Origin of the sequence: Blautia sp. MSK.20.85, assembly GCF_013317245.1 — a bacterium.
GTDB lineage: Bacteria > Bacillota > Clostridia > Lachnospirales > Lachnospiraceae > Blautia_A.
The window spans coordinates 28,479-54,291 of sequence record NZ_JAAIUN010000015.1; the positions used below are offsets into that span (position 1 = coordinate 28,479).

General features: G+C 47.3%; 25 protein-coding genes. All 25 read right to left on the reverse strand.

Annotated features, from left to right (window positions below; translation table 11 throughout):
• Positions 1-10 precede the first annotated feature (10 nt).
• The gene (locus G5B12_RS09825; protein WP_174088128.1) at positions 11-2,296 is read right to left on the reverse strand and encodes a DNA internalization-related competence protein ComEC/Rec2; all 2,286 of its coding nucleotides are present in this window, start codon (positions 2,294-2,296) and stop codon (positions 11-13) included.
• A gap of 37 nt (positions 2,297-2,333) precedes the next feature.
• Entirely contained in the window at positions 2,334-3,290 is a 957-nt protein-coding gene (locus G5B12_RS09830; protein ID WP_174088129.1) for a GerMN domain-containing protein, read from the reverse strand.
• Between the two features lie 10 nt (positions 3,291-3,300).
• Entirely contained in the window at positions 3,301-4,731 is a 1,431-nt protein-coding gene (locus G5B12_RS09835; protein ID WP_021977507.1) for a sensor histidine kinase, read from the reverse strand.
• Between the two features lie 3 nt (positions 4,732-4,734).
• The gene (locus tag G5B12_RS09840; RefSeq protein ID WP_021977508.1) at positions 4,735-5,424 is read right to left on the reverse strand and encodes a response regulator transcription factor; all 690 of its coding nucleotides are present in this window, start codon (positions 5,422-5,424) and stop codon (positions 4,735-4,737) included.
• A 10-nt stretch (positions 5,425-5,434) separates the two neighbouring features.
• A complete protein-coding gene (locus G5B12_RS09845) occupies positions 5,435-6,211 on the reverse strand; it encodes a ComEA family DNA-binding protein (protein ID WP_244096080.1) in 777 nt (258 codons plus the stop codon).
• A 110-nt stretch (positions 6,212-6,321) separates the two neighbouring features.
• Entirely contained in the window at positions 6,322-6,753 is a 432-nt protein-coding gene (locus tag G5B12_RS09850; protein WP_021977510.1) for a DMT family transporter, read from the reverse strand.
• A 90-nt stretch (positions 6,754-6,843) separates the two neighbouring features.
• Entirely contained in the window at positions 6,844-8,070 is a 1,227-nt protein-coding gene (locus G5B12_RS09855; protein WP_174088130.1) for a nitrogenase component 1, read from the reverse strand.
• Positions 8,067-9,422 carry a nitrogenase component 1 gene (locus tag G5B12_RS09860; RefSeq protein WP_118169824.1) on the reverse strand — a complete coding sequence of 452 codons (1,356 nt, stop codon included), beginning with the start codon at positions 9,420-9,422 and terminating at the stop codon, positions 8,067-8,069. The genes G5B12_RS09855 and G5B12_RS09860 overlap by 4 nt, the downstream gene beginning before the upstream one ends.
• Complete coding sequence (locus G5B12_RS09865) at positions 9,416-10,183, reverse strand: nitrogenase iron protein NifH (RefSeq protein ID WP_174088131.1); 768 nt, start codon at positions 10,181-10,183, stop codon at positions 9,416-9,418. Before G5B12_RS09865 ends, G5B12_RS09860 begins: the two co-directional genes overlap by 7 nt.
• The gene (locus G5B12_RS09870; RefSeq protein ID WP_118070726.1) at positions 10,180-10,449 is read right to left on the reverse strand and encodes a TM1266 family iron-only hydrogenase system putative regulator; all 270 of its coding nucleotides are present in this window, start codon (positions 10,447-10,449) and stop codon (positions 10,180-10,182) included. Before G5B12_RS09870 ends, G5B12_RS09865 begins: the two co-directional genes overlap by 4 nt.
• A gap of 134 nt (positions 10,450-10,583) precedes the next feature.
• A complete protein-coding gene (gene hypE, locus G5B12_RS09875) occupies positions 10,584-11,591 on the reverse strand; it encodes a hydrogenase expression/formation protein HypE (RefSeq protein ID WP_174088132.1) in 1,008 nt (335 codons plus the stop codon).
• 136 nt (positions 11,592-11,727) lie between these two features.
• On the reverse strand, positions 11,728-12,771 hold the full coding sequence (gene hypD / locus G5B12_RS09880; protein WP_119247808.1) for a hydrogenase formation protein HypD: 1,044 nt from the start codon (positions 12,769-12,771) through the stop codon (positions 11,728-11,730).
• Complete coding sequence (locus G5B12_RS09885) at positions 12,771-12,980, reverse strand: HypC/HybG/HupF family hydrogenase formation chaperone (protein WP_022426401.1); 210 nt, start codon at positions 12,978-12,980, stop codon at positions 12,771-12,773. Before G5B12_RS09885 ends, hypD begins: the two co-directional genes overlap by 1 nt.
• 100 nt (positions 12,981-13,080) lie before the next feature.
• Entirely contained in the window at positions 13,081-15,549 is a 2,469-nt protein-coding gene (locus G5B12_RS09890; RefSeq protein WP_148448458.1) for a carbamoyltransferase HypF, read from the reverse strand.
• 76 nt (positions 15,550-15,625) lie between these two features.
• Entirely contained in the window at positions 15,626-16,663 is a 1,038-nt protein-coding gene (locus tag G5B12_RS09895) for a nitrogenase component 1 (RefSeq protein ID WP_021977519.1), read from the reverse strand.
• Positions 16,660-17,976 carry a nitrogenase component 1 gene (locus G5B12_RS09900; protein ID WP_174088133.1) on the reverse strand — a complete coding sequence of 439 codons (1,317 nt, stop codon included), beginning with the start codon at positions 17,974-17,976 and terminating at the stop codon, positions 16,660-16,662. Before G5B12_RS09900 ends, G5B12_RS09895 begins: the two co-directional genes overlap by 4 nt.
• Positions 17,973-18,752: a nucleotide-binding protein gene (locus G5B12_RS09905; RefSeq protein ID WP_118062705.1), complete on the reverse strand. Its 780-nt coding sequence runs from the start codon at positions 18,750-18,752 to the stop codon at positions 17,973-17,975. Before G5B12_RS09905 ends, G5B12_RS09900 begins: the two co-directional genes overlap by 4 nt.
• A gap of 414 nt (positions 18,753-19,166) precedes the next feature.
• Positions 19,167-19,523, reverse strand: coding sequence for a heavy-metal-associated domain-containing protein (locus G5B12_RS09910; protein WP_021651583.1), 357 nt, complete (start codon positions 19,521-19,523; stop codon positions 19,167-19,169).
• Between the two features lie 17 nt (positions 19,524-19,540).
• Positions 19,541-19,738 carry a FeoB-associated Cys-rich membrane protein gene (locus G5B12_RS09915; protein WP_021977522.1) on the reverse strand — a complete coding sequence of 66 codons (198 nt, stop codon included), beginning with the start codon at positions 19,736-19,738 and terminating at the stop codon, positions 19,541-19,543.
• Positions 19,739-19,960: 222 nt separating this feature from the next.
• Complete coding sequence (feoB, locus tag G5B12_RS09920) at positions 19,961-22,144, reverse strand: ferrous iron transport protein B (RefSeq protein ID WP_174088134.1); 2,184 nt, start codon at positions 22,142-22,144, stop codon at positions 19,961-19,963.
• A 54-nt stretch (positions 22,145-22,198) separates the two neighbouring features.
• The gene (locus G5B12_RS09925) at positions 22,199-22,423 is read right to left on the reverse strand and encodes a FeoA family protein (RefSeq protein ID WP_118062707.1); all 225 of its coding nucleotides are present in this window, start codon (positions 22,421-22,423) and stop codon (positions 22,199-22,201) included.
• Positions 22,420-22,560, reverse strand: coding sequence for a hypothetical protein (locus G5B12_RS09930; protein ID WP_173762644.1), 141 nt, complete (start codon positions 22,558-22,560; stop codon positions 22,420-22,422). The genes G5B12_RS09925 and G5B12_RS09930 overlap by 4 nt, the downstream gene beginning before the upstream one ends.
• 115 nt (positions 22,561-22,675) lie before the next feature.
• Positions 22,676-22,888 carry a FeoA family protein gene (locus G5B12_RS09935; protein ID WP_118169814.1) on the reverse strand — a complete coding sequence of 71 codons (213 nt, stop codon included), beginning with the start codon at positions 22,886-22,888 and terminating at the stop codon, positions 22,676-22,678.
• A gap of 237 nt (positions 22,889-23,125) precedes the next feature.
• Positions 23,126-24,130 (reverse strand): cytidylate kinase-like family protein, encoded by a 1,005-nt coding sequence (locus tag G5B12_RS09940; RefSeq protein WP_148448466.1) that lies wholly within the window; start codon positions 24,128-24,130, stop codon positions 23,126-23,128.
• A 15-nt stretch (positions 24,131-24,145) separates the two neighbouring features.
• On the reverse strand, positions 24,146-25,585 hold the full coding sequence (locus G5B12_RS09945; RefSeq protein WP_174088135.1) for a sodium:proton antiporter: 1,440 nt from the start codon (positions 25,583-25,585) through the stop codon (positions 24,146-24,148).
• Between the last annotated feature and the right edge of the window lie 228 nt (positions 25,586-25,813).

Below are 25,813 nucleotides of genomic sequence, written 5' to 3' on the forward strand. Positions count from 1 at the left end.
AAAAAATTTTTCAGTCCCTCCGAAACCTATATATCTTAAGCTTTTTTCCATCGGTTTCCACAGTAATGGCACCGTTTTTCATGGTATATTCCACCTGGCTTCCGGCCGCTTCCAGACGCTCTACGGTTTCCGGCGACGGATGCCCGTAAGTGTTGGTGGAAGAACAGGAAATGATCGCCAGTTCCGGCTTTATTTTTTCAAGAAACGCTTCCGTGGTAGAATAACGGGAACCATGATGTCCCACTTTCAGACAGTCCACATCCTTTAATATCCCGGACGCCAGAAGCTTTTTCTCCGTGTCTGCTCCGATATCCCCGGTAAAAAGCATCTGAAATTCTCCAAACGAGAGTTCCATCACCATTGCCTCCTCATTCACATCTTTTCCTGTGGCGTTTTTCTCCGGCCACAAGATGGAAAAAGATACCAGACCACAATGCAGCTCATCTCCCTTTTTTCCTGTCACAATTTTTATTCCGGCTTTTTGTGCCGCATCCGAGAGTTCCTCCCAGGCCTCCGGCTTTTCCGCCCATGAAGGAAGCACCAGATATCCTGCCCGGATGGTCGTGAGTCCATTTCCCATATATTCCAGAAGTTCCTTCGCCCCGCTGATATGATCCTTGTCTGTATGGGAAATAAAAAGCCCGTCCAAATAAGAAATCCCCTGACTTTTCAGAGCCGGCAGAAGGCAGTATCTTCCAAGGTCCGACTGGCTGCTGCTTCCTCCGTCAATAAGAAAATGGTGATTATCCGGAGTCTCTACAAGGATGCCATCTCCCTGCCCCACATCCAGGCAGGTCACTTTCAGGTCTCCTGCCGGATGAAACCCGAGGATCAGAATTCCTGTTATCATCAATGCGCCGGCTGCTGCCCGGACTGTCCGGAGTTTCCTTTGGATCTTTCCCGGGATTCTTTTATCCCGGCTGGATAACTCTGATTTCATACCCGCTTCCTGTTCCCGCCTCATCGGTTCTTTTATATACTGTCCCATAAACAGGATTGTAATCAAAAAAACATAATATACCAGAATCTGCCAGATTTCCGGTTCCCCTCCGATCCAGGTGCTCCACCTTAATTTTCCTGCAAGGCTACATAGATATTCATAAAAAAGCAGCAATCCTCTTGCCGGCAAAATTGCCAGTTTTGCAGCAGGAATACAGAAAATCCCAAGCAACAGTGCCGCCATTCCTCCTGTCAACACAAAGCCCACGCTGGGAAGCACCAGAAGATTCAGAAAAAATCCGGCAAGGGATACTTCTCCAAAAAATTTCAACATCACGGGCAGTGTCACCAGCTGAAGGGCTATGGAACTTACCAGTGCCTTCGTCCATTTTTTCTCCGCACCTGCAAGAGCACAGATTTTTTCCGCTGCAACACCGATCCCAAGAACACAGCCAAAGGACAGAAGAAAACCGCTGTCCAGAAGATACGCCGGGGATTCCAGAAGAATCATCATAGCTGTTACCGAAAGCGCAGTCATCATGTCATAAATCCGTCCAGTGATCCTGGCGCCCATGGCAATGAGAAACATGGTCACCGCCCGCATGGTGGAAATACTCCCTCCGGTCATGATCCCGTACTGCAGCATTACCCCCAGCGAAAAAATTCCCGCAGGCCAGATTCCAAGACCGATTTTTTTCAGAAGGTTATAAAGCCCCATTCCCAGAATGCTGATGTGAAGCCCGCTGATGGCAAGAATATGTACAATCCCGGCCAGCTGATATCGCATCCGCATTTCCGGATCCAGATCCTGTTTGTCCCCAAGCACCATCGCGCAGAAAAGTGGCGCGTCTTCTCCTGCCGATTCCGTAAGAATCTGCCTGCATTTTTCTTTTACCTTAAAAAGCTGCTGTCTGTATCCGGAATAGGATTCTGTTTTTTTCCGGACCACAGCTTTCTTCATAAAATAATAGATATGACGGCAGGCATAGTAATGCTGACTGTCAAAGCCACCGGGATTTGAGGGTTCCTCCACTCTTTTTAAGGTTCCTTTTACCAGAATTTTCATTCCCGGTTTCAGGTCTTCTTCTTTTTTCAAAAATACTCTTACATTTTCAATGGAAAATTTTTTTGACTGATAAATCAGATATGTTTTTTTCAGATAAACAGACTGGGAGAATTCTGTGTTTTCATACTGCTCCACCTCCCCGCAGATCACAGAGCCAGGATGTGCTTCGATCCAGTCCTGTACGGTTACAGGAAGGGGATTCCCCCCAAGAAGAGGAATCCCCGCAAAATTCATAATACCTAAACCAAGCACCATGAGAAAACACAGAAAACATAATGGCCGTTTTGTCATACATGTTCTCCCGTTTATGTAGATATTTTATTATGATTCAGTTTTGTTCTTTTTTGGCTTTTGTGCTGGCCAGCAGACTGTCATTCCATTCATAGAACTTATAAAGCTGCATATTCTGGCCAAAAGTGACTTCTTTGTTTCCCTCAATGGAAATCTCCACTTTATCCACATCCGTTGCCGCAATCAGTGTATTTACAACAGAATAAATCGGAATCTGTTCGGAAACATTTAACGCATAGTCCTGAAATACAGAATTGTAATCTACATAGCAGATTCCGTTGGCTTTTGTCAGAGAAAGCACTTCGGAATTTTCCGGAATGGTCGGATAATGATCTTTTTCCAGAGGTCCCCTTGCCAGCTGTTCCAGTACTACGGTTGCCTTTGGAAGATTCCGCCTGTAACGGACACTTCTCTGTTCTTCTACCAGCTTGTCACCGTTCTTATTTGTAAAATACAGGGTAAAAGTGTCATAGCTGTAGACGTCCCCGTCAGATCCGGAAAACTCCACAAAAGTATCACTGTTCATGGCTCCGACTTCTTCTCCTTTGGAATTCGTGAGAGGCTTTTTTCCCACATAGATTTCCACAGAATCAATTCCCGGAATCTGGATGAAAATCTTCACCACGCCGGTACGGACCAGAAGTTCCCTGGTGCGGGACATCTTACTGTAGGCCTCGTTAAATTCCAGACGCAGAATTCCATCCTTTATAGAATAGGAAGAAATTTTTACGCCTTCCGGAAACAGTGAAATTCCATCTTCCCTTGTCTCGCAGTTGTTCAGGCTCTCCGAAAAATCCCGGAGCATCACCTCTGCAGTTTCTTTTTCCGGTGTATATTTTTCTTCTTTCAGTTTTGTTTCTTCACTGTTGATATAGTAAAAGCTGTACTGCTGTTCTGCATTTTTCTCTTTTCTTCCCGCAAAACCGATATAGGCAATCAGCCCAAGAAAGATACAGGCAGCAGTCACGCAGATAATCTTTATCGTTTTTTTCATGCTGTACCTCCTAGGACGGAATATAGGACAGAGGAATCTTCACGGTAAATGTGGTTCCCTCTCCTTCTTTGCTGGATACTTTGATAATTCCGTGATGCATGGCTATGGAACTTCTGGTAATGGCAAGTCCGAGACCGGTTCCTCCAATTTCCCTGGAATGAGATTTGTCCACACGGTAAAAACGCTCAAAAATCCTTTCTATGGATTCTTCAGGAATTCCAAGGCCGGAATCTTCAACAGTTACAAAGAAATCTTTATGATCCGCATCCAGTGTTACACGGACCCATCCTTCATCTACATTATATTTAATTCCATTCTCTACCAGATTGCTGATGGCAAGCGTAAACTTCACTTCGTCCACATCTGCATTGACTGGACGGAAAGAATCCAGGATCAGGGAAATACTTCTCTGATCTGCAATCGGCCGCAGACGTTTCAGGATATTTTCCAGCAGTTCATTGATATTCATATTGGTAATATTCATATCTGCTGCCTTTTTGTCCATTTTCACAAGGGAGAGCAGATCTGTGATAATCTTGTTCTCTCTGTCAATCTCTTCTGTAATATCAGAAAGGAATTCCTGATACAGTTCCTCCGGAACCCCCTGCTGTCCTACAAGAGAGTCTGCCAGAACTTTCATGGAAGTCATCGGTGTTTTCAGCTCATGAGACACATTGGATACAAATTCCTGTCTGGATTCATCCAGGGTTTTCATTCTGGAAAGCATCTTATTAAATGCATCCGTAATCAGCGCTGTCTCTGTATAATCCGGAACGGAGATTTCTTCATTCTGATATCCGTCTGTCAGATCTTCGATGGCTTTTGTTACTCTGGCAAAAGGTTTCACCAGAACTGTGGAAAGGATATATCCCAGGAATATGGCCAGAACTACAATAATTCCAATAATCAGGATTCCTTTCTGCTCCAGTTCCCGGATGGTTGACGTCACTTCACTGGAAGAAGCCATAATCATCATGGCACCCTGCACCTGATTTACTTCCGGGCTTTTTACCGGAACAGCCAGGATCAGCTTCTGGCTGTCGGAATCATAACGGTAGGCATCTTCCCCTTTAAAACAGTTTACTACTTTCTGGGATACCAGAGTTTTTCCCTCATCCACGCCATAGGTATCCTTAATAATCCTGAAATCCCTGTCTACAATGAGAATTCTTCCTCCATAGATATTAGACAACAACTCCAGCTTGCTGTTTACTGTCTGCGAGCTGGAGTCATTCAGATAATTCTCTTTGATAAGCAGGTCGCACATGATGTCACAGATATTTTCCATGCTCTGCACACGGTTGGCAATGGCACGGTCTTCATAGTTGGCAATGACCATTTCCGTTACAATGACACTTGGTACGATTCCCAGTATGATCAGGATGATCAGAATACGAAAGCGGAGACTTTTAAAAAACTTGCCGCTTTTTTTGATCTTCACAGCTTATGCCTGGAAATAGTAGCCCACACCCCATTTGGTGTGTACATATTTCGGCTCACTGGGATTGGCCTCAATTTTTTCTCTTAAACGACGGATATGTACGTCTACTGTACGGACATCTCCCGGATACTCATATCCCCATACGATATTCAGAAGATTTTCTCTGCTGTATACCTTGTTCGGATTGAATACCAGAAGTTCCAGCACATCAAATTCCTTGGCTGTAAGGTTAATCTCTTTTCCGGAAATAAATACACGGCGTCCTTCGCAGTCCAGCTTCAGTTCTCCGACTTCCACGGTCTTGGCTTTCTCCTGTTTGTTCTGGTTGCTGCCTGCACGGCGGATGATCGCCTTGATACGGGCCTTGACTTCCAGAATATTAAACGGTTTGGTCACATAATCGTCTGCTCCGTATTCCAGGCCCAGAATCTTATCCATATCCTCACCTTTTGCTGTAAGCATGATAATCGGGACATTGGAAAATTCACGGATCTGCTGGCATACCTCAAGACCATCCATCTTTGGAAGCATCAGGTCCAGAAGAATTATATCGTACTCTCCTGCCTTGGCTTTTTCCAGAGCTTCCTCTCCGTCATAGGCACAGTCCACTTCCATTCCATCCTGCTCCAGACTGAAACGAAGTCCCTTGACAATCAGTTTCTCATCATCTACTACCAATACTTTCCTGCTCATTTAACGCTCCTTACTTTATTGCTATTTTATCCTTTATCTTCTCATAGGTTCCTTCCTTGATACCAGGCACGCTCATAATGTCTTCTGTGGAAGTAAAAGGGCCGTTTTCTTCCCTGTAAGCGATGATCGCCAGGGCTTTGGACTCCCCTACACCTGTGAGAGTGGTAAGCTGGGATACATCAGCGGTGTTCAGATTGATTTTCTGGTCTGTACCGGTATTTTCTCCGGCAGATTCCTCTCCGTTGTTATTTCCGGGGACGGTTTCTGATGTGGCTTCCTGTCCATTCTCAGTAACCTGGATCATCTGGCTGTCCACTTCTGCCTGGGTGGGCACATAGATCTGCTGTCCGTCGGAAAGTCCCTTCGCACGGTTGAGATAACTTGCCGCAGCTTCCGGAAGATATCCGCCGGCTTTCTCAATAGCCTGGAAAACACGGCTGCCGGATGGAAGTTCATAGACTCCGGGGCTGGTTACTGCTCCGCAGATGTCTACGTAGATCGTTTCTGGAATCTCTGAGGTCTCCGGCTGCTGTTTCGCAGCTGCCGTTTCCTGTCCTGTATCCACTTGCATCTGTGCAGACTTCTTCTCAGATACTCCATTTTCCGTGTCCGTAGGATCTTCTTGTTCCGCATCCCTCCCGGATGTCTCCACACTTTCTTCCTGCACCAGTTCTTTTTCCAGAAACTCTGCTCCATCATCCTTACAACCTGTCAGTCCTGCAAAGATCAGAAACATAAATATGGAAAAAATAAGCTGAACACTTCTGATATGTGATTTTATTTTCATGGGTCAGGGGTTCACTCCTTTTTGCCGATGTGATGGCAGGTGCCCCGTTACTCATACAAAACCATACCTTATTTTAACGAAGTATTACAAATATTACAATACTTTTATTTCTATTTCCATTTGAAAATGACCACGCCTGCAATGCAGATCAGCATTCCAAACAGCTTTCTCCACTGAAAATCCGCTCTTTCCACTCCAAAAAGTCCCATCAGTTCTATGAGATAAGCCACTGCAAGCTGGGAGATCACAATGAGCATAACTGACCGCGCTGGCCCCAAACTGCCCATACTCTGGATCACGGTAATGGTAATGAACGCACCGATCACGCCTCCAAGCAGCGTATATTTATTCTCCACCTGCCACAGTGCACCGATACTTTCCCTACCTGTAAAAAGCCATGCAGCCACACAGACCAGAAATGCGGAAAACTGCACCCATCCGGTGGAAACCCACAGACTTGTCTGTTTTGTTACATTTGTGTTAAATACTCCCTGAATGCTCATCAGTGCGCCCGAGATCAGCGCCGACAGAAATCCCCACATAAAAATCCCTCCATATAAGATCCGTTCACCAGTTTTACCGTCATAAAAAGGCGCTGCTATTTCTGCAACGCCTTTCCGGTTTCTTATAGTTTATGTGGTTTTTCTGAAATTATACAAATTTTTGAGATAGATTCTTCCGGAGAATGCAATATGCGGCATCTCATAAAAAGTGGCACTTTCCGGGCAGATCGGGCGGTAGAGAGGATCTGCCACAATGATCCTGGCAGTTTTCAGTTTTTCTTCCATGGCTTCTTCCCCGCGGATGGCTTCATCTCCCCGGCGGAGGAGTCCTTCTGTGATCTCCAGCGGGCAGAGAAGCTGAACTTTTTTTCCACACTTCTGCTCTATGGCTGCTGCCAGGGAGCCCATGGTAACCGGTTCCCCGATGAGGGTGATGTCCGGAGTGGGGATAAATCCTGACAATGGGCTGTCTTTTTTTCTCAGATAGAGCACCTGGTCCGGAGTTACTTTCCACAGCTCTTCCTGTCTGCCAGAAATCTGCGTTCCATTTTTCTCCGCAGGATTTTCTTTTTTATACTCAAACGCTTCATAAAAGCTCCCCGCTGCCTTCTCAAGTGCGTCCGAAATCTCATCTTCATAGCCTTCCACCGGCGTTCCCACCAGAAATGGTGTCCCGAATTTCTCTCTCAGAACATTGGCAGCCGGGATTCCCACGGAAGATACCACAAGGTTTACCTCCGCCTCACCGGCACGCCCAAGTTCTTCCAGCGTATCACCCATAGCCCAGGTGGAAAGGATCTCCCAGCCTCGTTCTTCCAGACGTTTTTTCATGGCATCTACCATCGGCTGGGGGCCAAAATCCAGGGGTGTTACTCCAAGAAGATTTAATTTCCGTTTTCTCTTCTCTGCAGCGCCGGTAAAATGTCTGGCAATCTCAGAGAGTGCCAGCCCTGCTCCATACACATAATCATGCATACCACTGGTTGGAACCGAAAACGCCGGAATCCCTGTCTCGGCCGTAAGTGCACGGGCAAGTCCAGGAAAATCTGTTCCGTTCATAAAGGGAATCGGGGAACTTGCAAGAGCAATAAATTTCGGTTTCAGTTCCTCCGCCACATCTTCGATATCCCGGAGAAATTTCTCATCATTTCCCATGATCGCATCGATATCCGTAAGGCCTGAGATAAAAATCAGGCTGTCCTGGTCATACCAACGGATCTCATCGTGGGTATTATAGGTAGAATTACAGCCAGAAGGATCATGCATCACCGTCATTCCTCCAAGCTCATACAAAGCGGAACAGACACCGGACACGTCTGCCGTATAAATCGGTATAATTCGATATGCCTGTCTCATATGCAGCTTTCGCACCCCCATCCTTTTCGAACGATCAGATCTTCCGGATCTTTTTCTTCATGAAATGCTTCCACCATCAGCTGCGCGGTATGTCTGATTCCGTCGAATCCCCAGAGCCCGCCGCCCTGTACCATATTGACAAAATTTCGGCTTCCGGTAAACCAGGCTGCTTTCTGACCGATGGCAAGGATTTTTTCGGACTGCTGCCGTGTCCGCACCCTCATCTCCGGACGGACAGTGGAAATCAACTTCAGCTCCGGATAATTCTCCTTCAGCCAGAAAAATACCTCTTTTTCTTCCGGGCTGATACTGTCCAGAAAAACGGACTGTACCTGAAATCCATGGGTAAGGAGAAGTTTTGTAAGTCCCAGGGGCCTTGGATGAAAAAGATAATCCACTGCTATGGGAGTGTCACCGATGATCTGGTGTGCATGAGAAAGAGCCTCCTCACATTCCCGGATCTCTTTTTCGATATCCAGGCCGTTGATTTTTCCTGTTTTCCTGTTGTTTTGCTGTCCCAGCATTCCCAGCAGCTTCTCTTCCTGTTCCTGTATCTCCCCATAATCAAAACTTCCCGGCAGATACAAAAAAGGCCTTCCCAGTCTTTCGGCCTGTTTTTCTGCCCCGAATTTTCCGGCAGGGTAACAGTTCAGAATCAGACTTCCCTCTCCCAGGTTCTGATAATCCTCCCAGGTTTCACAGGTCGGTATCTCTCGGAGCAGGATTTCGTTTTTCTTCAGGATCCGGCAGATATCCGAACCTTCATCCAGCGCAAAATCACTGCCCAGAACCGTCACGCATTTTGGATCTGCCTTTCTCTCCTGCACGGCATCATACATGGCCAGGCGAAGCTTCTGATCCGGTGTGGGGCCTGTTTTCTGCATGATGGGATCCATGAAGCACCGCATAAAAAAGATCTCCGGAAATCTTTTTTCCAGCTCTCCATAGATCCGGTCCAGATCACTGCCCAGAAAATGATGGAGACATACGGTAAAAAGCAGCACTGCCTTTGGCTTCTTATCCAGACGCTTCAGGACATCTGTCACCCCTTCAATGGTCACATCCTCCAGATTTCCACCCAGAAGATCTTTTTCCTCCACGATCACAAAGGAAAAACGGTCTGCTGCATTCATTTCCGCCGCAGTCAGCACAACGCCTCGCATACAGTTGTCTGCACAGACGTAGATCTGCTGCGCTTCCGGAACCAGCATTCCCGTATGTACGATATTCCAGTTTCCGTGGGCCGGGGAATTAAATTCCAGCCCCGGCTGAAAGGGCACCGGAAAAGAAGCTTCTTTTATAAATACTTCTGTTTTTCCCGGAAACTCCCGATCGCCAACTCTTTTTAACATGTGCCATCCTCCCTGCATGCATTCAGGATCTGTTCTGCCAGCGTCCGGTATTCTCCTGCCATCTCGCTTTCCGGATAAGTTTCCAGAAGCGTTTTTCCCTGCTCCTCTGCCGCAAGAACCAGGTCACTTCTGGAAAGAGTTCCTACTACCTGGGTGTGAAAATCCTCTGCCAGCTCCCGGACTTTTTCTTCTTCTCTTGGCACATTCCGCCGGTTCAGGATCAGCCCTCCCAGAGATGCATAGCCTCTGTTTCTGAAATTTTCCACCGCCATGGCAATATTCGCCCCTGCATGGATGGCCATGTTTTCTCCGGAGGTGATGATAAATACTTTATCTGCATACCCTTTTCGCATGGGCATGGAAAAACCGCCGCAGACAACATCTCCCAGTACATCGTAGAGAACAATGTCCGGTTTATAGGTCTCATAGGCTCCGGTTTCTTTCAGTTTTTCCAGCGCAGTGATAATACCTCTTCCCGCACATCCAAGTCCAGGTGTAGGGCCGCCGGCTTCTACACAGACTACACCCCCGTATCCGATCTGCACCATATCTGCAAGTTTCAGGTCCTGGCGCTTTTCGTTGTAAAGATCCAGCACTGTGGGGACTTTTTTCCCATGCCGGAGAAGAATGGTGGAATCTGCCTTGGGATCACAGCCGATCTGCATCACTTTCATTCCTTTTTCCGCAAGGGCGGCTGCCACATTGGAAACTGTGGTGGATTTTCCGATGCCGCCCTTTCCGTATACCGCAACTCTTATCATTTCCTGTCCTCCGCTTTTGTGATCACATTGGAATATGCCGTTTTTGCGGAAACTCCCCTGAGACGGCCAATCTTTCCGGATAAAGAGCTGATCACATCCTGTGGCGCATCAATGGCAATGCTGATGATGTTGATACCTTTTTCCCGGTAGGGGATTCCCATTCTCCCGATAATATATTTTCCCGCTTCGTGAAGAAAACGGTTGATGTCATCGATCACCTCATTGTTTTCCACAATGATCGAGATCAGTGCCACTCTTGTATCCATAAGATCCGCCTCTCCTTTCCAGTGTCTGTTTTACTGTCCGTTTTATTGGACTCTGTTTTGTTACTGATAATTTTCCAGGCTGAAATCGTTTTTTCTTTCCGCTCACCTTCTGTTTCCTATGCTGTCTGTATCTGTCAGCAGATCCTCGGCAGAAGTTCCCCGCCTGGCTGCGGAAGTAATGCCTGAGTTCCGATTTCCGTAGTCATGACAACTTTTCCAGGCTGGTCCTCGGTAACCTCACCAATAATGGCAGCGTCTTTGGAATACGGACATTTACGCAGTGCTTCCACGATCTTTTCCGCCTCTTCTTTTGGCGCCATGATCACCATACGTCCCTCACATGCCAGATAAAGTGGCTCCAGGCCCAGCATACCGCAGACACCTTTTACTTCCGGAGCTACCGGAACAGACGACGCATCCAGACGGATTCCCACGTTACTCTGGCCTGCAATCTCATAGAGAACGGTTCCCACGCCGCCTCTTGTGGCATCGCGGATCACATGAAGGTTATGGGTGGCATCCATCACTTCTTTTACAGTTCCCCAAAGCGGTGCACAGTCACTTGTCACATCCGCGTCGATGCCAAAATCCTCTCTTGCCAGAAGAATGGTGCATCCATGTCTTCCCACATCACCGGTCACAATGATGGCATCTCCCGGTTTTGCCAGCTCACCGCCTACCTTCACGCCATCCTGGATCTCACCCATTCCGGTTGTTGTGATAAACACACCGTCAACCTGTCCTTTTCCTGCCACCTTGGTATCTCCGGAAACAATACGCACGCCGGCTTCTTTCGCTGTTTTTTCCATGGCTGCGGCAATTTCTTCCAGCTTCTCCATGGGAAAACCTTCCTCGATCACAAAAGCACAGGTGAGATACATCGGTTTCGCTCCCATGCAGGCAAGGTCATTAACTGTTCCACAGATGGAAAGCTTGCCGATATTTCCTCCCGGGAAAAATGCCGGAGAAACAATAAATCCATCGGTGGATACGGCCATTTTTCCTGCAGGCGGGACCAGCACTGCCGCATCATCGGCTGTAAGATCCGGGTTTGCAAAATGTGCTTTAAATACTTCATCGATCAGTTCTGAGGTCTGACGGCCTCCGGCACCGTGTGCCATGGTTACTGTTTTATTATCCATAATTTTCATCTTCTTTCTACGATCGTTCAAACGGATATCAGATCTGTATCATATAGTCCGATCTTCCAGATGTGATCCTTCGTTTGTATGACATGTATTCCTGTATTATAGTCCATTAAACCGGACAGTTGATCAATCAGTTCCCATACATAAAATATGCGGAACAGGCTCCTTCATTGGATACCATACAGGCTCCTACCGGATGCTGCGGGGTACAGACTTTTCCAAATACCCTGCAGTCCGACGGTTTGCATTTTCCCTGAAGCACATCGCCACAGCGACAGGCCGGATTTGGTTTGCCTTTGATCGGCGGCACCGCATATTTTTTTCTGGCATCAAAAGCTTCCCATTCTTTCCGGAGCACCAGGCCGGATCCCGGGATCACACCCAGTCCACGCCATTCGGAATCGCAGGGTTCCATCAGTTCCTCGATCAGTGTCTGTGCCTCCGGGCTTCCTTCGCTTTTTACCACGCGCGGATAACAGTTTACAAAGAAAGGTTTTCCCTCCTGGAAACGGACCAGTGCAACTGCCAGCGCCGTAAGCAGCTCCTTCGCTGTAAATCCTGCCACTACACCACTGACGCCTTGCTCTGCCAGACGTTCGCAGAGTGCAGTCCCTGTAATGGCGTTGACATGTCCCGGGTAAAGGAACACATCCGCACTGCCTTTTAATGCCTGATAAGCCTGTGGCATGGTCTTGTTTGCCACAAGGAGAGAGTAGTTGGAAAGGCCATCTTCTCTGGCTTTTTTCACGGAAAGACAGCCTGCAGGTGTCGTCGTCTCAAAACCAACAGAAAGAAATACCACCTGCTCCTTTGGATGTTCTTTCGCATATTTTTCCGCATCTGCCGGTGAATAGACGATACGTATCCTGGCTCCTTCTGCCCTGGCATCTGCAAGGCTTTTCTTTGTCCCCGGTACACGGACAAGGTCACCGAAGGTACAGATGGTCGCCTGTTTTTCCAGAGCCAGATAAACCGCCTCGTCAATAAAGCCTACCGGTGTTACACAGACCGGGCAGCCCGGGCCTGAAATCAGCTCCACCTGCGGTGGCAGAAGCTTGCGGATCCCCAGACGGAAAATCTCGTGAGTATGGGTTCCGCAGACTTCCATGATCCGCACCGGCGGCCCCTGATATCCTTCTATGATCTCTCTTGCTGTTTTTTTCTTCTCTTCCATCACAGCAGTTCCTCCATCAGCTGGTCTGTCTCTTCCTCGTCATCGTCAGTGATCTTTGCAATGGCAACACCAGCATGTACCATCACATAATCTCCCGGCTCCAGATCTCCCAGAAGCTGGGCGGAAACTTCTCTCTTTGCGCCGCCAGCATCTACCACTGCGGTTCCGTCACTGATCTTTACTACTTTTGCTGATAATCCTACACACATATCTATGCCTCCATCCCGCATTTCTGCTGTATACTCCATACATCGTAAAATATTTCATCAGGCGGATATCTGCGATCCGCATCTGCATGATCTATCACCTTTATACTTGTCTGTGCCGCTGCACATAAGCCATTCCATATGCTGCCTGACCCAGCGCGATCCCTCCGTCATTTGGCGGGATCAGACTATGTTTCAGAACTTCAAAGCCTTTTTCTGCAAGCCCGTCATCTACCAGTTCCAGAAGAAGCCGGTTCTGGAATACACCGCCGCTTAATGCCACTTTCCGGATACCAGTTTCCTGCTCTGCTTCCTCACAGGCTGCAAGGATCTCATCCGCCAGCGCCCGGTGGAATTCGTAAGCCAGTTTCCCGGAATCTTCTCCTTCCAGCTTTTCCCGGACCAGATGTGCAACGATGTCACCTGTATTTAAAATAATCTTCCTGTTCCCGGTTTCCGGCTTTTCATCTGCACCGGTTGTTTCTACATTTCTTTTTATATCTGTTCTTTCTCCAGAAACAGTATCCACATTTTTCTTCTGTATCTCCTGCGCTCTCCACGCTTCCGCAGCAAACTCCAGCGCCGTGGAAGCTTCCCCTTCAAAAGTAGACGCCCTTCGGATTCCCAGGATCGCACTGACTCCGTCAAAAAGCCGTCCAGCACTGGTGGAAGTCACTGCATTGAGCTTTCTCTGAGCCATGGTCACCAGCACTTTTGCTTCCTGCTCTGTGCAAAGTCCCAGTTTTTGGACAGTATCAAGAGTTTTCTCCAAATCTCCTGTATTCTGCCAGATCAGGGAAACGGCGATCCGCCAGCCTTCTTTTGCGGAAACATCTCCTCCCACCTGTACAAAAGGTTGGATACTTCCAAGCCTTGTAAATCCCTGATAATCTGCGATCAGGATCTCACCGCCCCAGATCGTCCCGTCTGTTCCATATCCGGTTCCGTCAAAGGAAACACCGATCACTTTTTCCTCGCAGTCATTTTCTGCCATGCAGGATAAAATATGTGCGTAATGATGCTGCACTTTCAGAACGGGAAGCCCCAGTTCCTGGGCCACCACTGTGGAATTATATTTTGGATGAAGGTCACAGACCACCACTTCCGGCTGTACTTCCAGAAGTGTTTCCAGCCGGCCTATGGTTTCCTTCAGGGCTTTTACCGTTCGAAGATCCTCCAGATCACCCACATAAGGGGACGGATAAAAACGGTTATCCACACCAATGCAGAATGTATTCTTAAGCTCTCCACCTGCCGCGATCACCTGTCCCTTCCAGGGTGTGGAAACCATAAACGGAAGAGGTGCATATCCACGGGAGCGCCGGATCATATATGGCTCTCCCTTATAAAAATCCATCACCGAATCATCGGCCCGGATGCGGATCTTCCTGTCATGGGAAAGAATGCAGTCACATAAATAAGAAAGTTCTTCCACAGCTTCATGATCGTCTCTGCAGATCGGTGCGCCGGATGTGTTTCCACTGGTCATCACCAGAAGCTTCGGCATCTCAATTCCATCGTCATAATGAAAAAGAAGAAGCTGCACCGGTGCGTAGGGAAGCATCACACCGACTTTTGGATTCCCGGGAGCGATACTCTCACAGAGTTCCGCTGGTTTTCCGCATTCTGCCTCTGATCTGCCCTGGTCTTTCCCGATGTTCTTTCCATATTTTATGAGTTTCGCATCTGTTTTCTGTCCACAGGACATCTCAGTAAGCTTATCCAGCAGCAGGATCGGTTTCTGATGCCCGGTAAGGATCTTCTCCTGCTCCTCACTGACCTGACAGACTTCTTTCACGGTTTCCAGATCCTGTGCCATCACCGCAAAAGGCTTCACCGGACGCCGTTTCAGTTTCCGGAGCCGCTGTACGGCCTCCTCACTGGTGGCATTACAACAGAGATGAAAACCACCGATTCCCTTGATGGCCACTATCCCGCCGGAAGCAATGGTCTTCCTCGTATAAGTGATCGCCTCCCGGCCACGTTCCTCTCTTCCAATGAGATAGACCTCCGGCCCGCAGTCATTGCAGCACACCGGCTGGGCGTCATAACGTCTGGTGTCCGGATTATGGTACTCATCCGCACAGGACGGACACATGGGAAATTCTTTCATGCTGGTACGCTCCCGGTCATAGGGAAGGGAATCGAGGATCGTCAGCCTCGGGCCACAACAGGTACAGTTGATAAACGGATGCAGATACCGCCTGTTTTTCGGATCAAACATCTCCTCCTTACATTCGTCGCAGATGGCAATATCCGGAGAAACAAAGATCTCGCCCTTTGTCTTCTCGCTTTCAATGATATCAAACTGCGTAAATTCCTCCGGCTCCTCCACCGGTTCCACCAGAAGCTTCAGGATGGCCGCACGCTTCGGCGGCCTGTTCTCAATATCTCCGATAAAACCGTCCACATCCTGCTGCCTGCCCTGGGCAAAAATCTCCACATAGGGTCCTTTATTGGACACACTGCCACGGATTCCCCTTGCCATGGCATGACGGCTGACCGTAGGGCGGAAGCCCACACCCTGGACGATTCCGTAAACACGGATCATTTTTGTAATTTCGCACTCCATATGTTCTCCATTCCCTGTAACCAGCTCCCCTGATCCGGTTACAGTATGTATGTAACTTTATGCCCTGCTCTTAAGTCTACCTGCACTTTCCGGATACCGCAAAATGCACCGCATCCACAAACACACCGGAAAACGTCTTTGCCATCCGCTTCATACAGGGATCTGCAAAGATCACATCATATCTGCCTTTTTCCACCAGATCCATGTAATCTTCCTCATCTTTCAATGGCACATCCCCCTCTTCCAGGAGATCTTTTTCCATGGAAAACCAGCTTGCCACTGTGATCTCTCCATCTGCGCCACGTTTCTGAAGTTCCTCTCTTATGGAACCGGCCATCACCTGCTGCTGCACGATGAGAATTTTTTTCCCTGCATACTCCATATCCGGCACCAGTTCCTCCACCAGCGGATATCCCACCTCATAAGGCGTTCCGAAAGTTTTCTCAAGATATCTGGCACATTCCAGTGCCGCTGGAGAAACCACGATATTTTTTTCCACAGAGGAGGCTTTTTTTACTTCATCAAGCCCATCTCCCATTCCGTAGCAGACTGCCTGGTGCCCCTGAGACTTAAATTTTTCCCGGAGCTTATCTGCCGCCTTCAGGTCACTGACATCCTGTGGCGTCATTCCAAGGATGCCCACCCTGCCCGTCTCCACCGGCAGTTTTTCCCGGGCAAAAACTTTAAAAAGTTCCAAATAAGCCTTCCGTTCTCCCCCGTCATAAAGCTCCATTCCATCGGTATTTACCGCAAGTACCGGAAGGTCTGTTTTTTTCTCGCACATCCGCTTCAGTGCCTGATAATCCGTTCCGATCACGGCGGGCACCGGCGTTCCGATCACTGCCGCAAAGCCTGCCTCCACCTTTTCTGCCGCATCCACAAGTTTGGCAACCAGGCGGTCATCCCGTCCCAGGATGGCATCCATGTCCCGAAGTCCCGCACTGAACACGGCACTTTTGCGCTCAAACCATCTTGGCTCATCAAAGCCGCAGACATTTCCCGTACAGCCTCCGGCATCACAGATCACGATGATCCCGCCCAGCTCATACAGAACCGACACTGCTCCTGACTGATCCGGGGCAAAGGGTGTCAGATATTTCCGAAGTCCTCTCATGCTCTCTCCCCCTTCCTCTTATCCTGCTCCACCGCAGTCTCAAGGAGTGCCTCAAATAATCTACGTACCCCTGCATACCCATAAGGCTGACGGTCCTGATTCCAGACTACATTAGGCTGATCCGGATGATAATATCCCGCATCCTTACCAATCGTAAGATTTACGCCACTCTCTGCTGGATCATAATACAGCATGGTAGGTTCCATATTGGAAAAAATCTTCGTGCCCGGGCTCAACTTAGCCAAATGTCGTATGTATACAAAATTCTCAGCTGTAATAGTTCCATAGATCTCCGGCACCTGAAATCCATAGCGCACCAGCGCAAGTGCCAGCTCAAAAGGATCTCCGTTCATGCACTCCCCTACTGCAAAGGAGGCATCCGGACAGACTTTTCGGAACTGTTCCACCGCCCTGGAAGCCTCATCCTTATACTGCTCCTGGTCAAAAGCCACCCCAAGGACCTGTCCCAGAGCCCGATACTGATTTTCGATCTTATCCATCTGATAGAGCCTTCGAAGCTCAATAAACGGGATCTTCAGCCGGTTATGAAAATCCTCTGCCGCAAACCTTGCTTCCGGATGAAGCACCAGATTGAAATTAGCCTGGGACATGGTCCGGTATTCCTCATAATCCTTACATCTGGAAATCTCATGGATGGTTTTTACACCAGCCTGATGTAGCAGATCATAAAGCTCACAGTCATCCACCAGCGGCGAAAAAAATCCCAGGAGATTGACCACATTTCCTTTTTTCTTCTGTGGTTCCAGAAGAGAATATAAGGACTGGCGCACATGGACCATGGGCGGCTTCCTGCCCTCACGTGTCAGCGCATACATGTAACAGGGACGCACCGGAATGTCCACTTTTTCCTCTGCTTTCCGACAGACACGTTCCATATCCGTTCCCAGAAGCGCATCCACACAGGTGATGCAGATCATCACCACCGACGGCTTCTTCTCACAGCAGTCACAGATCTCTTTTACCGCTTTGGGGATCTTTTTCAGATGACGGCCTGTGACAATATCTGTCTCGTCCATCATCAGGTAAAAAAAACGGTCATTATACTCCGGCATGGAACTGATAAGAGAAGTATTTCTTCCACAGCATCCGGGCGCCACGATCAGCATAATGGAATCCGGCACTGCAAGCCCCGCACGTTTTACCCCGAAGCCTTCCGCTCCCGGAGAATTAAATGCCAGCGTTGCCGGAGAACTGTAGATCAGATGTTTCCCGGAGATCATCTGCGGCGGGATCGCTTCCGGTCCAAGCCGTTCCAGTTCTTCTGCTGTTGCAAAATATGCTTTCTTTTTCATACGTCCTCCTTCTCCTGCACAGTCCCTTCACTCTCCAGCAGCTTCCGCGCCAGCGCAAAAAATTTCTCACTGATCTCAGAATTCTCATCACCCTCGATCACCGTTTTTCCCTGGTCTTCCCAGCGGATGATCTCATCACTCCTGGGAATCTCACCAACAATAGGAATATTACTTTTTTCCGCAAAAGCCTGCACCTTCTCGGTCTCATTCTCCACATTCCTGTGGTTCAGCACGATTCCAAAGATCCTCGCATAGCTGCGGTCCTCAAAATTCCGAACAGCACTGGAAATATTATTGGCTGCATAGAGTGCCATCTTCTCCCCGGATGTGACAATGAGGACTTTTTCCGCATAGCCCTCCCGGATCGGCGCCGCAAAACCACCGCACACCACATCTCCAAGCACATCGTAAAGTACCACATCCGGCTTCCAGGTCTCAAAAAGCTTCAGATCCTCCAAAAGCTGAAACGTTGCGATAATTCCTCTTCCCGCACAGCCAAGTCCCGGTGTGGGACCTCCGGTCTCAATACAGAGAACGCCGCCAAAACCCTCTTTCGATATATCTTCCAGTTTCTCCGGTTCCTCATCTTCTTCCCTCATATAATTCATCACCGGCCGGAGAGGTTCGCCACCAAGAAGATTGATGGTGGAATCCGCTTTTGGATCGCACCCGATCTGGATCACTCTTTTTCCCATGGCCGCAAACGCCGCCGCCAGGTTGGAAGTCACTGTGGACTTTCCGATACCGCCCTTTCCATATACTGCTACCTTCAGCATAAAATCCTCCCTTACTGAATGCACCTGCTCCTGCAGGCATTTTACATAAAAAAAGCTCCTTCACCACACAAGGTGAAAGAGTCCCGTATTCCGCTCATAAAGCAGTTAAAGCCACGCTAAATGAACAACAATTCCCGCTCGGATCATACCTTGCCGTCAAAGTCTGTTACCTCTCTATTTGGCTTTCATGACACATCATTCGGATAGAAAGAAAATTTGTAATAATATTTTTCATTCCGTCTGATTTTTCTGTTTTTATTATACAATAGCAGCTATTAGTGAGTCAATTGCAACTCTGACTTCTTACACAAAAAAAGACTTCTTATCGAAATATTTTTAAGCATTTCAACGAGAAGTCTTTTCTCTGCTCTGCCGGATGGGAAGCTCCGGCAAACGTATTATTCTGATGGATCCTTACTGAATAGAAACTACGTGATATCCACGATCTTCAACAACTTTTTTCAGTTCTTCGTTGGAAATCTCTCTGTCATAGGAAACCACTGCCTCACCTTTTTTCAGGCTGACTTTGGCTGCCGCTCCGTCAATACGGTTGATGGCTCTAGTGACGCTGGCTACACAGTTCTCACAGTGCATTCCTGTGATCTTCATAGTTTTCTCACCAAGCTTCGTTCCGTCCAGTTTCTTCTTCGGGATTTCCGGTTTGCTGCCGCCTCCACAGCAGGCACCCTCACCTTTCAGATGTTTATATGCGCCTTTTCCGGCAAACAACATAATGATGATAACAACGATGACAACGATTGCATTTGCCATAATGATCTACCTCCTGGTTACTTCTGCATTCCGCTGCAGCCTGAGCATCCGGAGCAATGACCGGAGCATCCGCCGCCACAGCCGTTGGTACGTGTATTACCGGCACAGCCAACACAGCTGAGCCCCTGTTTCTTTCTTGAATAAAGATAACTGATCACAAATATACCATATGCGATCACAAGCGCCAGTACAATAATATCCGCTACTATACTCATATCTGTCACCCTTTCTTTCGCTGCACAGCAGTTAAGACGCTGTCAGCTTCTGATGAATAATTTTGTAAAAAATTCCTATGTTTCTTCAGGCTTATTATAACACAGAAGACCAGGTATTTACATACCCGGCCTCCTTATGTTTCTTATCATTTCCGCTGTTTTCACAGCATCATTTCAAAGTTATCATATGTACCGGATCTTAACTGTATGACCGGTTTACGATTACTCTGCTGCCTGAACAGATCTCTTTGTAACATCGTTCTGGTTCTTGTACGGATCTGGTCTGAACAGAAGGAAGAGAATGATTGCCACAAGGATCAGAGCAACGATCGTTCCAATTCCGAAGGATCCGGCACCTGTAACAACAAGACCAATCTGGTATACACAAAGTGTTACAACATAAGCAAAGATGTTCTGGAAGAGAATTGCAAACCAGAACCATTTTCTGGACTGCATCTCATGTGCCATTGTAGAAATAGCTGCAAGACACGGAGAGTCAAGCAGGTTGAACAGCAGGAAGGAGAATGCTGCTACTGCTGACGGGAACCATGCTTTGATCGCTGCACCAACGATCATGGTATCTTCTGCATCATCACCAGCTACGTTTGCAAGAACACCCATTGTACTAACGATGGACTCTTTTGCGGAGAATCCGGAGATGGATGCTGCAACCGGCTGCCATTTACCGAATCCAAGAGGAGCAAAGATCGGAGCAAGGATACCACCAAGGATAGCCATGATACTGTCGTTGCTGTCCTCAACAAATCCGATTCCGCTTCCTGTTGTACCAATGCTGGAAAGAACCCACATGATAACAGTTGCAAGGAAAAGAATTGTTCCGGCTTTGATGATGAAGCCTTTCAGTCTCTCCCAAACGTGAAGCAGAACTGTCTTTGCAGACGGAATATGGTACTGTGGAAGCTCCATTACAAACGGAGCAGGTTTACCGGAGAACGGTTTTGTTTTCTTCAGGATGATGGCAGATACAAGAACTGCTACAACACCGATGAAGTACATCAGTGGTGTGATGAAACCAGCTGCTACATAGTCACCAGTTACATATGCTGTCATGATACCACCCATAAGAGCGATAACAGGAAGCTTAGCACCACAAGGAATAAATGTTGCTGTCATGATTGTTAATCGACGGTCGTTATCAGCCTCGATTGTTTTGGAAGCCATGATTCCAGGGATTCCACAACCAGAGGAGATAAGGAGCGGGATAAAGCTCTTTCCGGAAAGTCCGAAATGACGGAATACACGGTCCATGACGAATGCGATACGAACCATGTAACCGCAGTCCTCAAGGATGGACAGGAACAGGAACAGGATCGCCATCTGCGGAACGAATCCAAGTACTGCACCAAGACCACCGATGATACCATCAGATACAAGGCTTACCAGCCAGTCAGCAACGCCGACACCGCTGAGGCCATCAGCTACAACACCCTGGATAGTTCCGACGAAGCTATCGTTTGTCCAGTCTGTTACCATGGTACCAACTGTTGTTACAGATACATAATAAACGATGAACATGGTAAGGATAAAGATCGGAAGACCGAGGATACGGTTTGTTACGATACGGTCGATCTTATCGGAAACAGTCATCTTATTTCCGCTTCTCTTAACGTTTGTGGAAACAACTTTCTGGATGTACTGATATCTTCCATCTGTTACGATACTCTCTGTATCATCATCTTCTGCCTTCTCAAGGTTGGAAGCGATCTCCTCGATCTTGGACTGAGCAGAAGCCGGAAGGTTAAGACCTTCTTTTACCTTGCTGTCTCTCTCGAGAAGTTTTACTGCATACCATCTCTTGTTCTCCTCAGAGATGTTTGCAGGAACAAGGCTCTCGATCTCGTTTACAGCTTTCTCAACTGCCTTCGGGAACTCCATCTGTTTGGATGGTACTCTGTGCTGGTTTGCACATTTGATTGCCTCATCAACAACCTCTTTAAGTCCTGTTCCCTTAAGGGCGGATGTCTCAACGATCGGGCATCCAAGTGCGGAGCTTAAACCTTTTACATTGATGTGGATGTTGTTCTTCTTCAGAAGATCCACCATGTTAAGAGCGATAACAACCGGGATACCGATCTCAAGAAGCTGTGTTGCAAGATACAGGTTTCTCTCGATGTTTGTTGCATCCACAAGGTCGATAATCACATCCGGTTTTTCTTTCAGAAGGTAATCACGGCTGACAACCTCCTCAAGTGTATACGGGGAAAGTGAATAGATACCTGGAAGGTCTGTTACAGTTACATCCTTCTGGTTTTTCAGTTTACCCTCTTTTTTCTCTACAGTAACACCTGGCCAGTTACCAACGTACTGATTAGCGCCTGTAAGAGCGTTGAACATTGTAGTCTTACCACAGTTCGGGTTTCCGGCAAGAGCTATTGTTACAGACATTTTTCATCCTCCTTTTTTCAGATCAGAGCATGATGCTCTGTCATTTTTCGAAGTTTATTTCTGTTTTACTTCTACACATGCTGCGTCATGCTTACGCAGGGAAAGCTCATAACCTCTGATGGTGATCTCAACCGGATCTCCAAGAGGAGCTACCTTGCGGATATAAACCTCGCTGCCTTTTGTGATTCCCATGTCCATGATACGGCGCTTGTAAGCCGGGTCGCCGGTGATCTTGGAAACAACTACTGTAGAACCTACTGCTGCATCACGTAAAGTCATTTCTCTTTTCCTCCCTGTTTATATTCCAAATCCATATGATGATCTCCGTCTGCTTTCGCTTCCAGAGACCATAAAAACTGCTCATCTCCCGGAGCAGTTACAGTAAAACAGGCCCCTCCGGTCTGTCTGCTGTTCATTTTACGGAACGTGCCGCGTTCATCTTACGGCACTTCACATCCATAATCTATCCTCAACTGTACTTCATACAGTCTTGGGCAAATCTATTACCGGGCGCTGCCGCACACAGTCCGGTTACACCATTATGTGTCTGGCCATTTCCTTATTAACCGCAACTCTGGAATCCTTGATATTTACGATCAGATTGCCGTCAAACTGGGAAATAACGGTTACTTCCGCGTTCTCAACAAAGCCAAGACCTGCAAGAAATCTTCTTGTGTCTTCCGCTCCGGAAATACGCTTAATTGTACCGGTATCGCCTGACTGCAAAAATAAAATCGGCTGCATGGAATCCCCTCCGTTTCCTTCTATTAATTAACTCAGTCTAATTAGTTAGCCCTAACTCATAGGTTAGTGTATACTAAGTTTTTTCGAATGTCAATCCCCAAAATGAAAAAAGTTAATCAAGATTAAATTTTTTTAAAAAAGCATAAAAAGAATTCCTGTATTTTGAGATATTTCTACCTGCCGGACAGGCACTTCTCTTTTTACAGGAATTCTTTTATAATTTTCTGATATTATCTTCTAATGGATCTGATCATCCAGCAATTTCAGAATCAGATTTTCTGTCTCATTGATACCATAACTTGCACTGTTGATGCACAAGTCATAGTTATCCGGCTTGCCCCAGTGAGCTCCACCATAGAAGTTATAATACTTTCTGTGCTGGCTGTCCATCTTCTTCAGGAAGCGGACCGCCTGCTTCATATTCATCTTTCTTACATCCATGACATGCTGGACACGGATGGCAAAAGGCGCCGTGATAAACAGGCTGATATGTGGAATGTGATTGTTCTTCAGGATCGCATCCGCACATCGTCCCATGATGATGCAGTCCTCTTTTGATGCCAGGTCACAGATCAGGTCACTCATGTTAAAGAATACCGCATCCTGTTTCGGAAGACCGTGATAACGGTTAAATTCCCGGAACCAGCCCTTGGGGTCAAATTTATGCTTCTTCTCATATTTATTGAAGTCTGCAAAATATTCCGCATCGTTGACTGCACCTTTTTCCGCCTCAAGACGTCTTAATACCTGGTCAAAGATCTCCACATCATAATAGTTGATTCGAAGTTTATCTGCCAGACCGAAACCGATATCATTGCCGGCGCTTCCCTGTGTACGGCTGATACAGATGACCAGATGATCGTCCTCGGAAATTTTTTCCCTGCGCTTGATCATATGATTCAGCGCCACACGTTCCTTATCCATGATATCCGTAGCAACAAAGGTCTCCGGCAGCGTAAGGATCTCCTGAAAGATCTCATCATATTTCTTCATCAGACGGCTTTTTTCGTCTTTATCCTTGATGGTTCTGGCCATGTTACTGATCAGGGCCATCTCGCTTCGAAGAAGATGCCCGTCCGGTTTGGTATACATCAGGGCACTTAAGTTACGGATGGTACCTTCTCTGTCACCGGTAAAGGTACGTCCAAGGGAAGATCCTACGCTTTTATAAACCTCGCCATCCAGTTCATAAAGTCTGGTAGCAAGTTCTCTGCATTTCTCTCGAATGTTATTATCCTGCATATTGATCCTCCTCCCTTATAAAAAGAATACCAGCATATCGATGATGAACACCGGTACCAGGAAACAAATGGACCATCCCATGTATCCAAAGAAGGACGGCATGTTGATACCATTTTCGTCAGAAAGTGTCTTGACCATAAAGTTCGGAGCATTGCCGATATATGTATTGGCACCCATAAATACGGCACCACAGGAAATCGCGGAAAGAAGTTTTACAGGAACCGTTCCCAGTGTGGTTGCGATTCCACTTGTAAATCCAAGGGTTCCCGCTGTAGTCAGAAATACCAGATAGGTCGGTGTATTATCCAGGAAACTGGACAGTGCTCCTGTGGCCCAGAACATCTGGTACGGCTCGGTAATTCCAAGGTTCGGTCCCACTGCTTTCAGGAGCATCAGAGCCGGCTGCATGGTGATAAAGATACCGATGAAAAGTACTGCAACCTCTTTGATCGCGCCCCAGGTAAAATGGTTCCGCACACGGATCTTTTTGTCTGTTGTTTTAAAGGACAGAAATGCAGCTACCAGGATCAGGACGATCTCAATGATTGACGGGAAGCTTAATGTAACCTCACCGAAAATATGGATTCCTCTTACATTGCCTGCCGCATCCTGAAATGCCGGCATACCCGGAAGCATACCACTTAAGATAACACCTACAACGATCATTACAAGGAAAATGATGTTGTGAAGTCCATCGATCTTGAACTCGGTTCCCGGTTTGCTGATGTCCGGTTTACGTCCGTCTGCAATATCTCTCTTATAAGAGCGCATATCCAGATGATAGAACACAAACAGAAGGATCACCATATTAAAGAGCAGAACCGGAAGAAGGTGCAGGCTCCAGAAGAACGGAACCCCTCGCATGAATCCCATCAGAAGTGGCGGATCACCGATCGGTGTCAGGCAGCCACCCATGTTGGACACCATAAAGATGAAAAAGATCATAATGTGACCCTTTCTCTTTCTCCAGGAATTCATTTTGATCACCGGACGGACCATCAGCATGCTGGCTCCGGTGGTTCCAATACAGCTGGAAAGCAGCGTTCCCAGTGCAAGAAGTCCTACATTTACCCGCGGCGAACCCGCAAAATCGCCCTCAACCGTAATGTTACCGGATACACAGAACAATCCGAATAACAGGATGATAAATGTAAGATAGTCATTAATCACGCACTCAAGTACTGTTTCTGCAGTTTTTCCGGCACCGTAAACAACAGCAAACGGAATAATCATGAGAACGATCCAGAATGCAACCACGATCGGCTGATGTGACTCCCACCACTCACCTTTTACCAGAGGCATCACTGCAACACACAGAAGAAGGCCTGCAAAAGGAATACAAAGCCACACCGGCATGCTTGATACTGTCTCGCCATTTCCAGCTGCCCATACACCCACAGGACACGCCAGGATTACTGTCAGAAAAGTACACATGACGGTTAATAATTTTTTCAAAATATTCACCCCTCACATAAATTTTTTAACCAGTGAAATTATAACATATAACATTTTAAAATCAACTGTGTGGATGTGCAATTTATACTCATATCTGCTCATTTTTTTGTGCATTTTGTTGGTGTATCCTGACTGGTTTTGTTTATTTTTTAACACACAACCAGATTTTTGGGTACTGTTTGATATGTCTGTTATATATTTTATATATATTGATGCTGTGATGTGTTT

What these genes read in the sequence shown, in the direction of transcription:
- G5B12_RS09825 (WP_174088128.1), bottom strand. Translation starts at nt 2,296, where the DNA reads ATGACAAAACGGCCATTATGTTTTCTGTGTTTTCTCATGGTGCTTGGT.
- G5B12_RS09830 (WP_174088129.1), bottom strand. Translation starts at nt 3,290, where the DNA reads ATGAAAAAAACGATAAAGATTATCTGCGTGACTGCTGCCTGTATCTTT.
- G5B12_RS09840 (WP_021977508.1), bottom strand. Translation starts at nt 5,424, where the DNA reads ATGAGCAGGAAAGTATTGGTAGTAGATGATGAGAAACTGATTGTCAAG.
- G5B12_RS09845 (WP_244096080.1), bottom strand. Translation starts at nt 6,211, where the DNA reads ATGAAAATAAAATCACATATCAGAAGTGTTCAGCTTATTTTTTCCATA.
- G5B12_RS09850 (WP_021977510.1), bottom strand. Translation starts at nt 6,753, where the DNA reads ATGTGGGGATTTCTGTCGGCGCTGATCTCGGGCGCACTGATGAGCATT.
- G5B12_RS09855 (WP_174088130.1), bottom strand. Translation starts at nt 8,070, where the DNA reads ATGAGACAGGCATATCGAATTATACCGATTTATACGGCAGACGTGTCC.
- G5B12_RS09860 (WP_118169824.1), bottom strand. Translation starts at nt 9,422, where the DNA reads ATGTTAAAAAGAGTTGGCGATCGGGAGTTTCCGGGAAAAACAGAAGTA.
- G5B12_RS09865 (WP_174088131.1), bottom strand. Translation starts at nt 10,183, where the DNA reads ATGATAAGAGTTGCGGTATACGGAAAGGGCGGCATCGGAAAATCCACC.
- G5B12_RS09870 (WP_118070726.1), bottom strand. Translation starts at nt 10,449, where the DNA reads ATGGATACAAGAGTGGCACTGATCTCGATCATTGTGGAAAACAATGAG.
- hypE (WP_174088132.1), bottom strand. Translation starts at nt 11,591, where the DNA reads ATGGATAATAAAACAGTAACCATGGCACACGGTGCCGGAGGCCGTCAG.
- hypD (WP_119247808.1), bottom strand. Translation starts at nt 12,771, where the DNA reads ATGGAAGAGAAGAAAAAAACAGCAAGAGAGATCATAGAAGGATATCAG.
- G5B12_RS09885 (WP_022426401.1), bottom strand. Translation starts at nt 12,980, where the DNA reads ATGTGTGTAGGATTATCAGCAAAAGTAGTAAAGATCAGTGACGGAACC.
- G5B12_RS09890 (WP_148448458.1), bottom strand. Translation starts at nt 15,549, where the DNA reads ATGGAGTGCGAAATTACAAAAATGATCCGTGTTTACGGAATCGTCCAG.
- G5B12_RS09895 (WP_021977519.1), bottom strand. Translation starts at nt 16,663, where the DNA reads ATGAGAGGACTTCGGAAATATCTGACACCCTTTGCCCCGGATCAGTCA.
- G5B12_RS09900 (WP_174088133.1), bottom strand. Translation starts at nt 17,976, where the DNA reads ATGAAAAAGAAAGCATATTTTGCAACAGCAGAAGAACTGGAACGGCTT.
- G5B12_RS09905 (WP_118062705.1), bottom strand. Translation starts at nt 18,752, where the DNA reads ATGCTGAAGGTAGCAGTATATGGAAAGGGCGGTATCGGAAAGTCCACA.
- G5B12_RS09910 (WP_021651583.1), bottom strand. Translation starts at nt 19,523, where the DNA reads ATGGCAAATGCAATCGTTGTCATCGTTGTTATCATCATTATGTTGTTT.
- G5B12_RS09915 (WP_021977522.1), bottom strand. Translation starts at nt 19,738, where the DNA reads ATGAGTATAGTAGCGGATATTATTGTACTGGCGCTTGTGATCGCATAT.
- feoB (WP_174088134.1), bottom strand. Translation starts at nt 22,144, where the DNA reads ATGTCTGTAACAATAGCTCTTGCCGGAAACCCGAACTGTGGTAAGACT.
- G5B12_RS09925 (WP_118062707.1), bottom strand. Translation starts at nt 22,423, where the DNA reads ATGACTTTACGTGATGCAGCAGTAGGTTCTACAGTAGTTGTTTCCAAG.
- G5B12_RS09930 (WP_173762644.1), bottom strand. Translation starts at nt 22,560, where the DNA reads ATGAACAGCAGACAGACCGGAGGGGCCTGTTTTACTGTAACTGCTCCG.
- G5B12_RS09935 (WP_118169814.1), bottom strand. Translation starts at nt 22,888, where the DNA reads ATGCAGCCGATTTTATTTTTGCAGTCAGGCGATACCGGTACAATTAAG.
- G5B12_RS09940 (WP_148448466.1), bottom strand. Translation starts at nt 24,130, where the DNA reads ATGCAGGATAATAACATTCGAGAGAAATGCAGAGAACTTGCTACCAGA.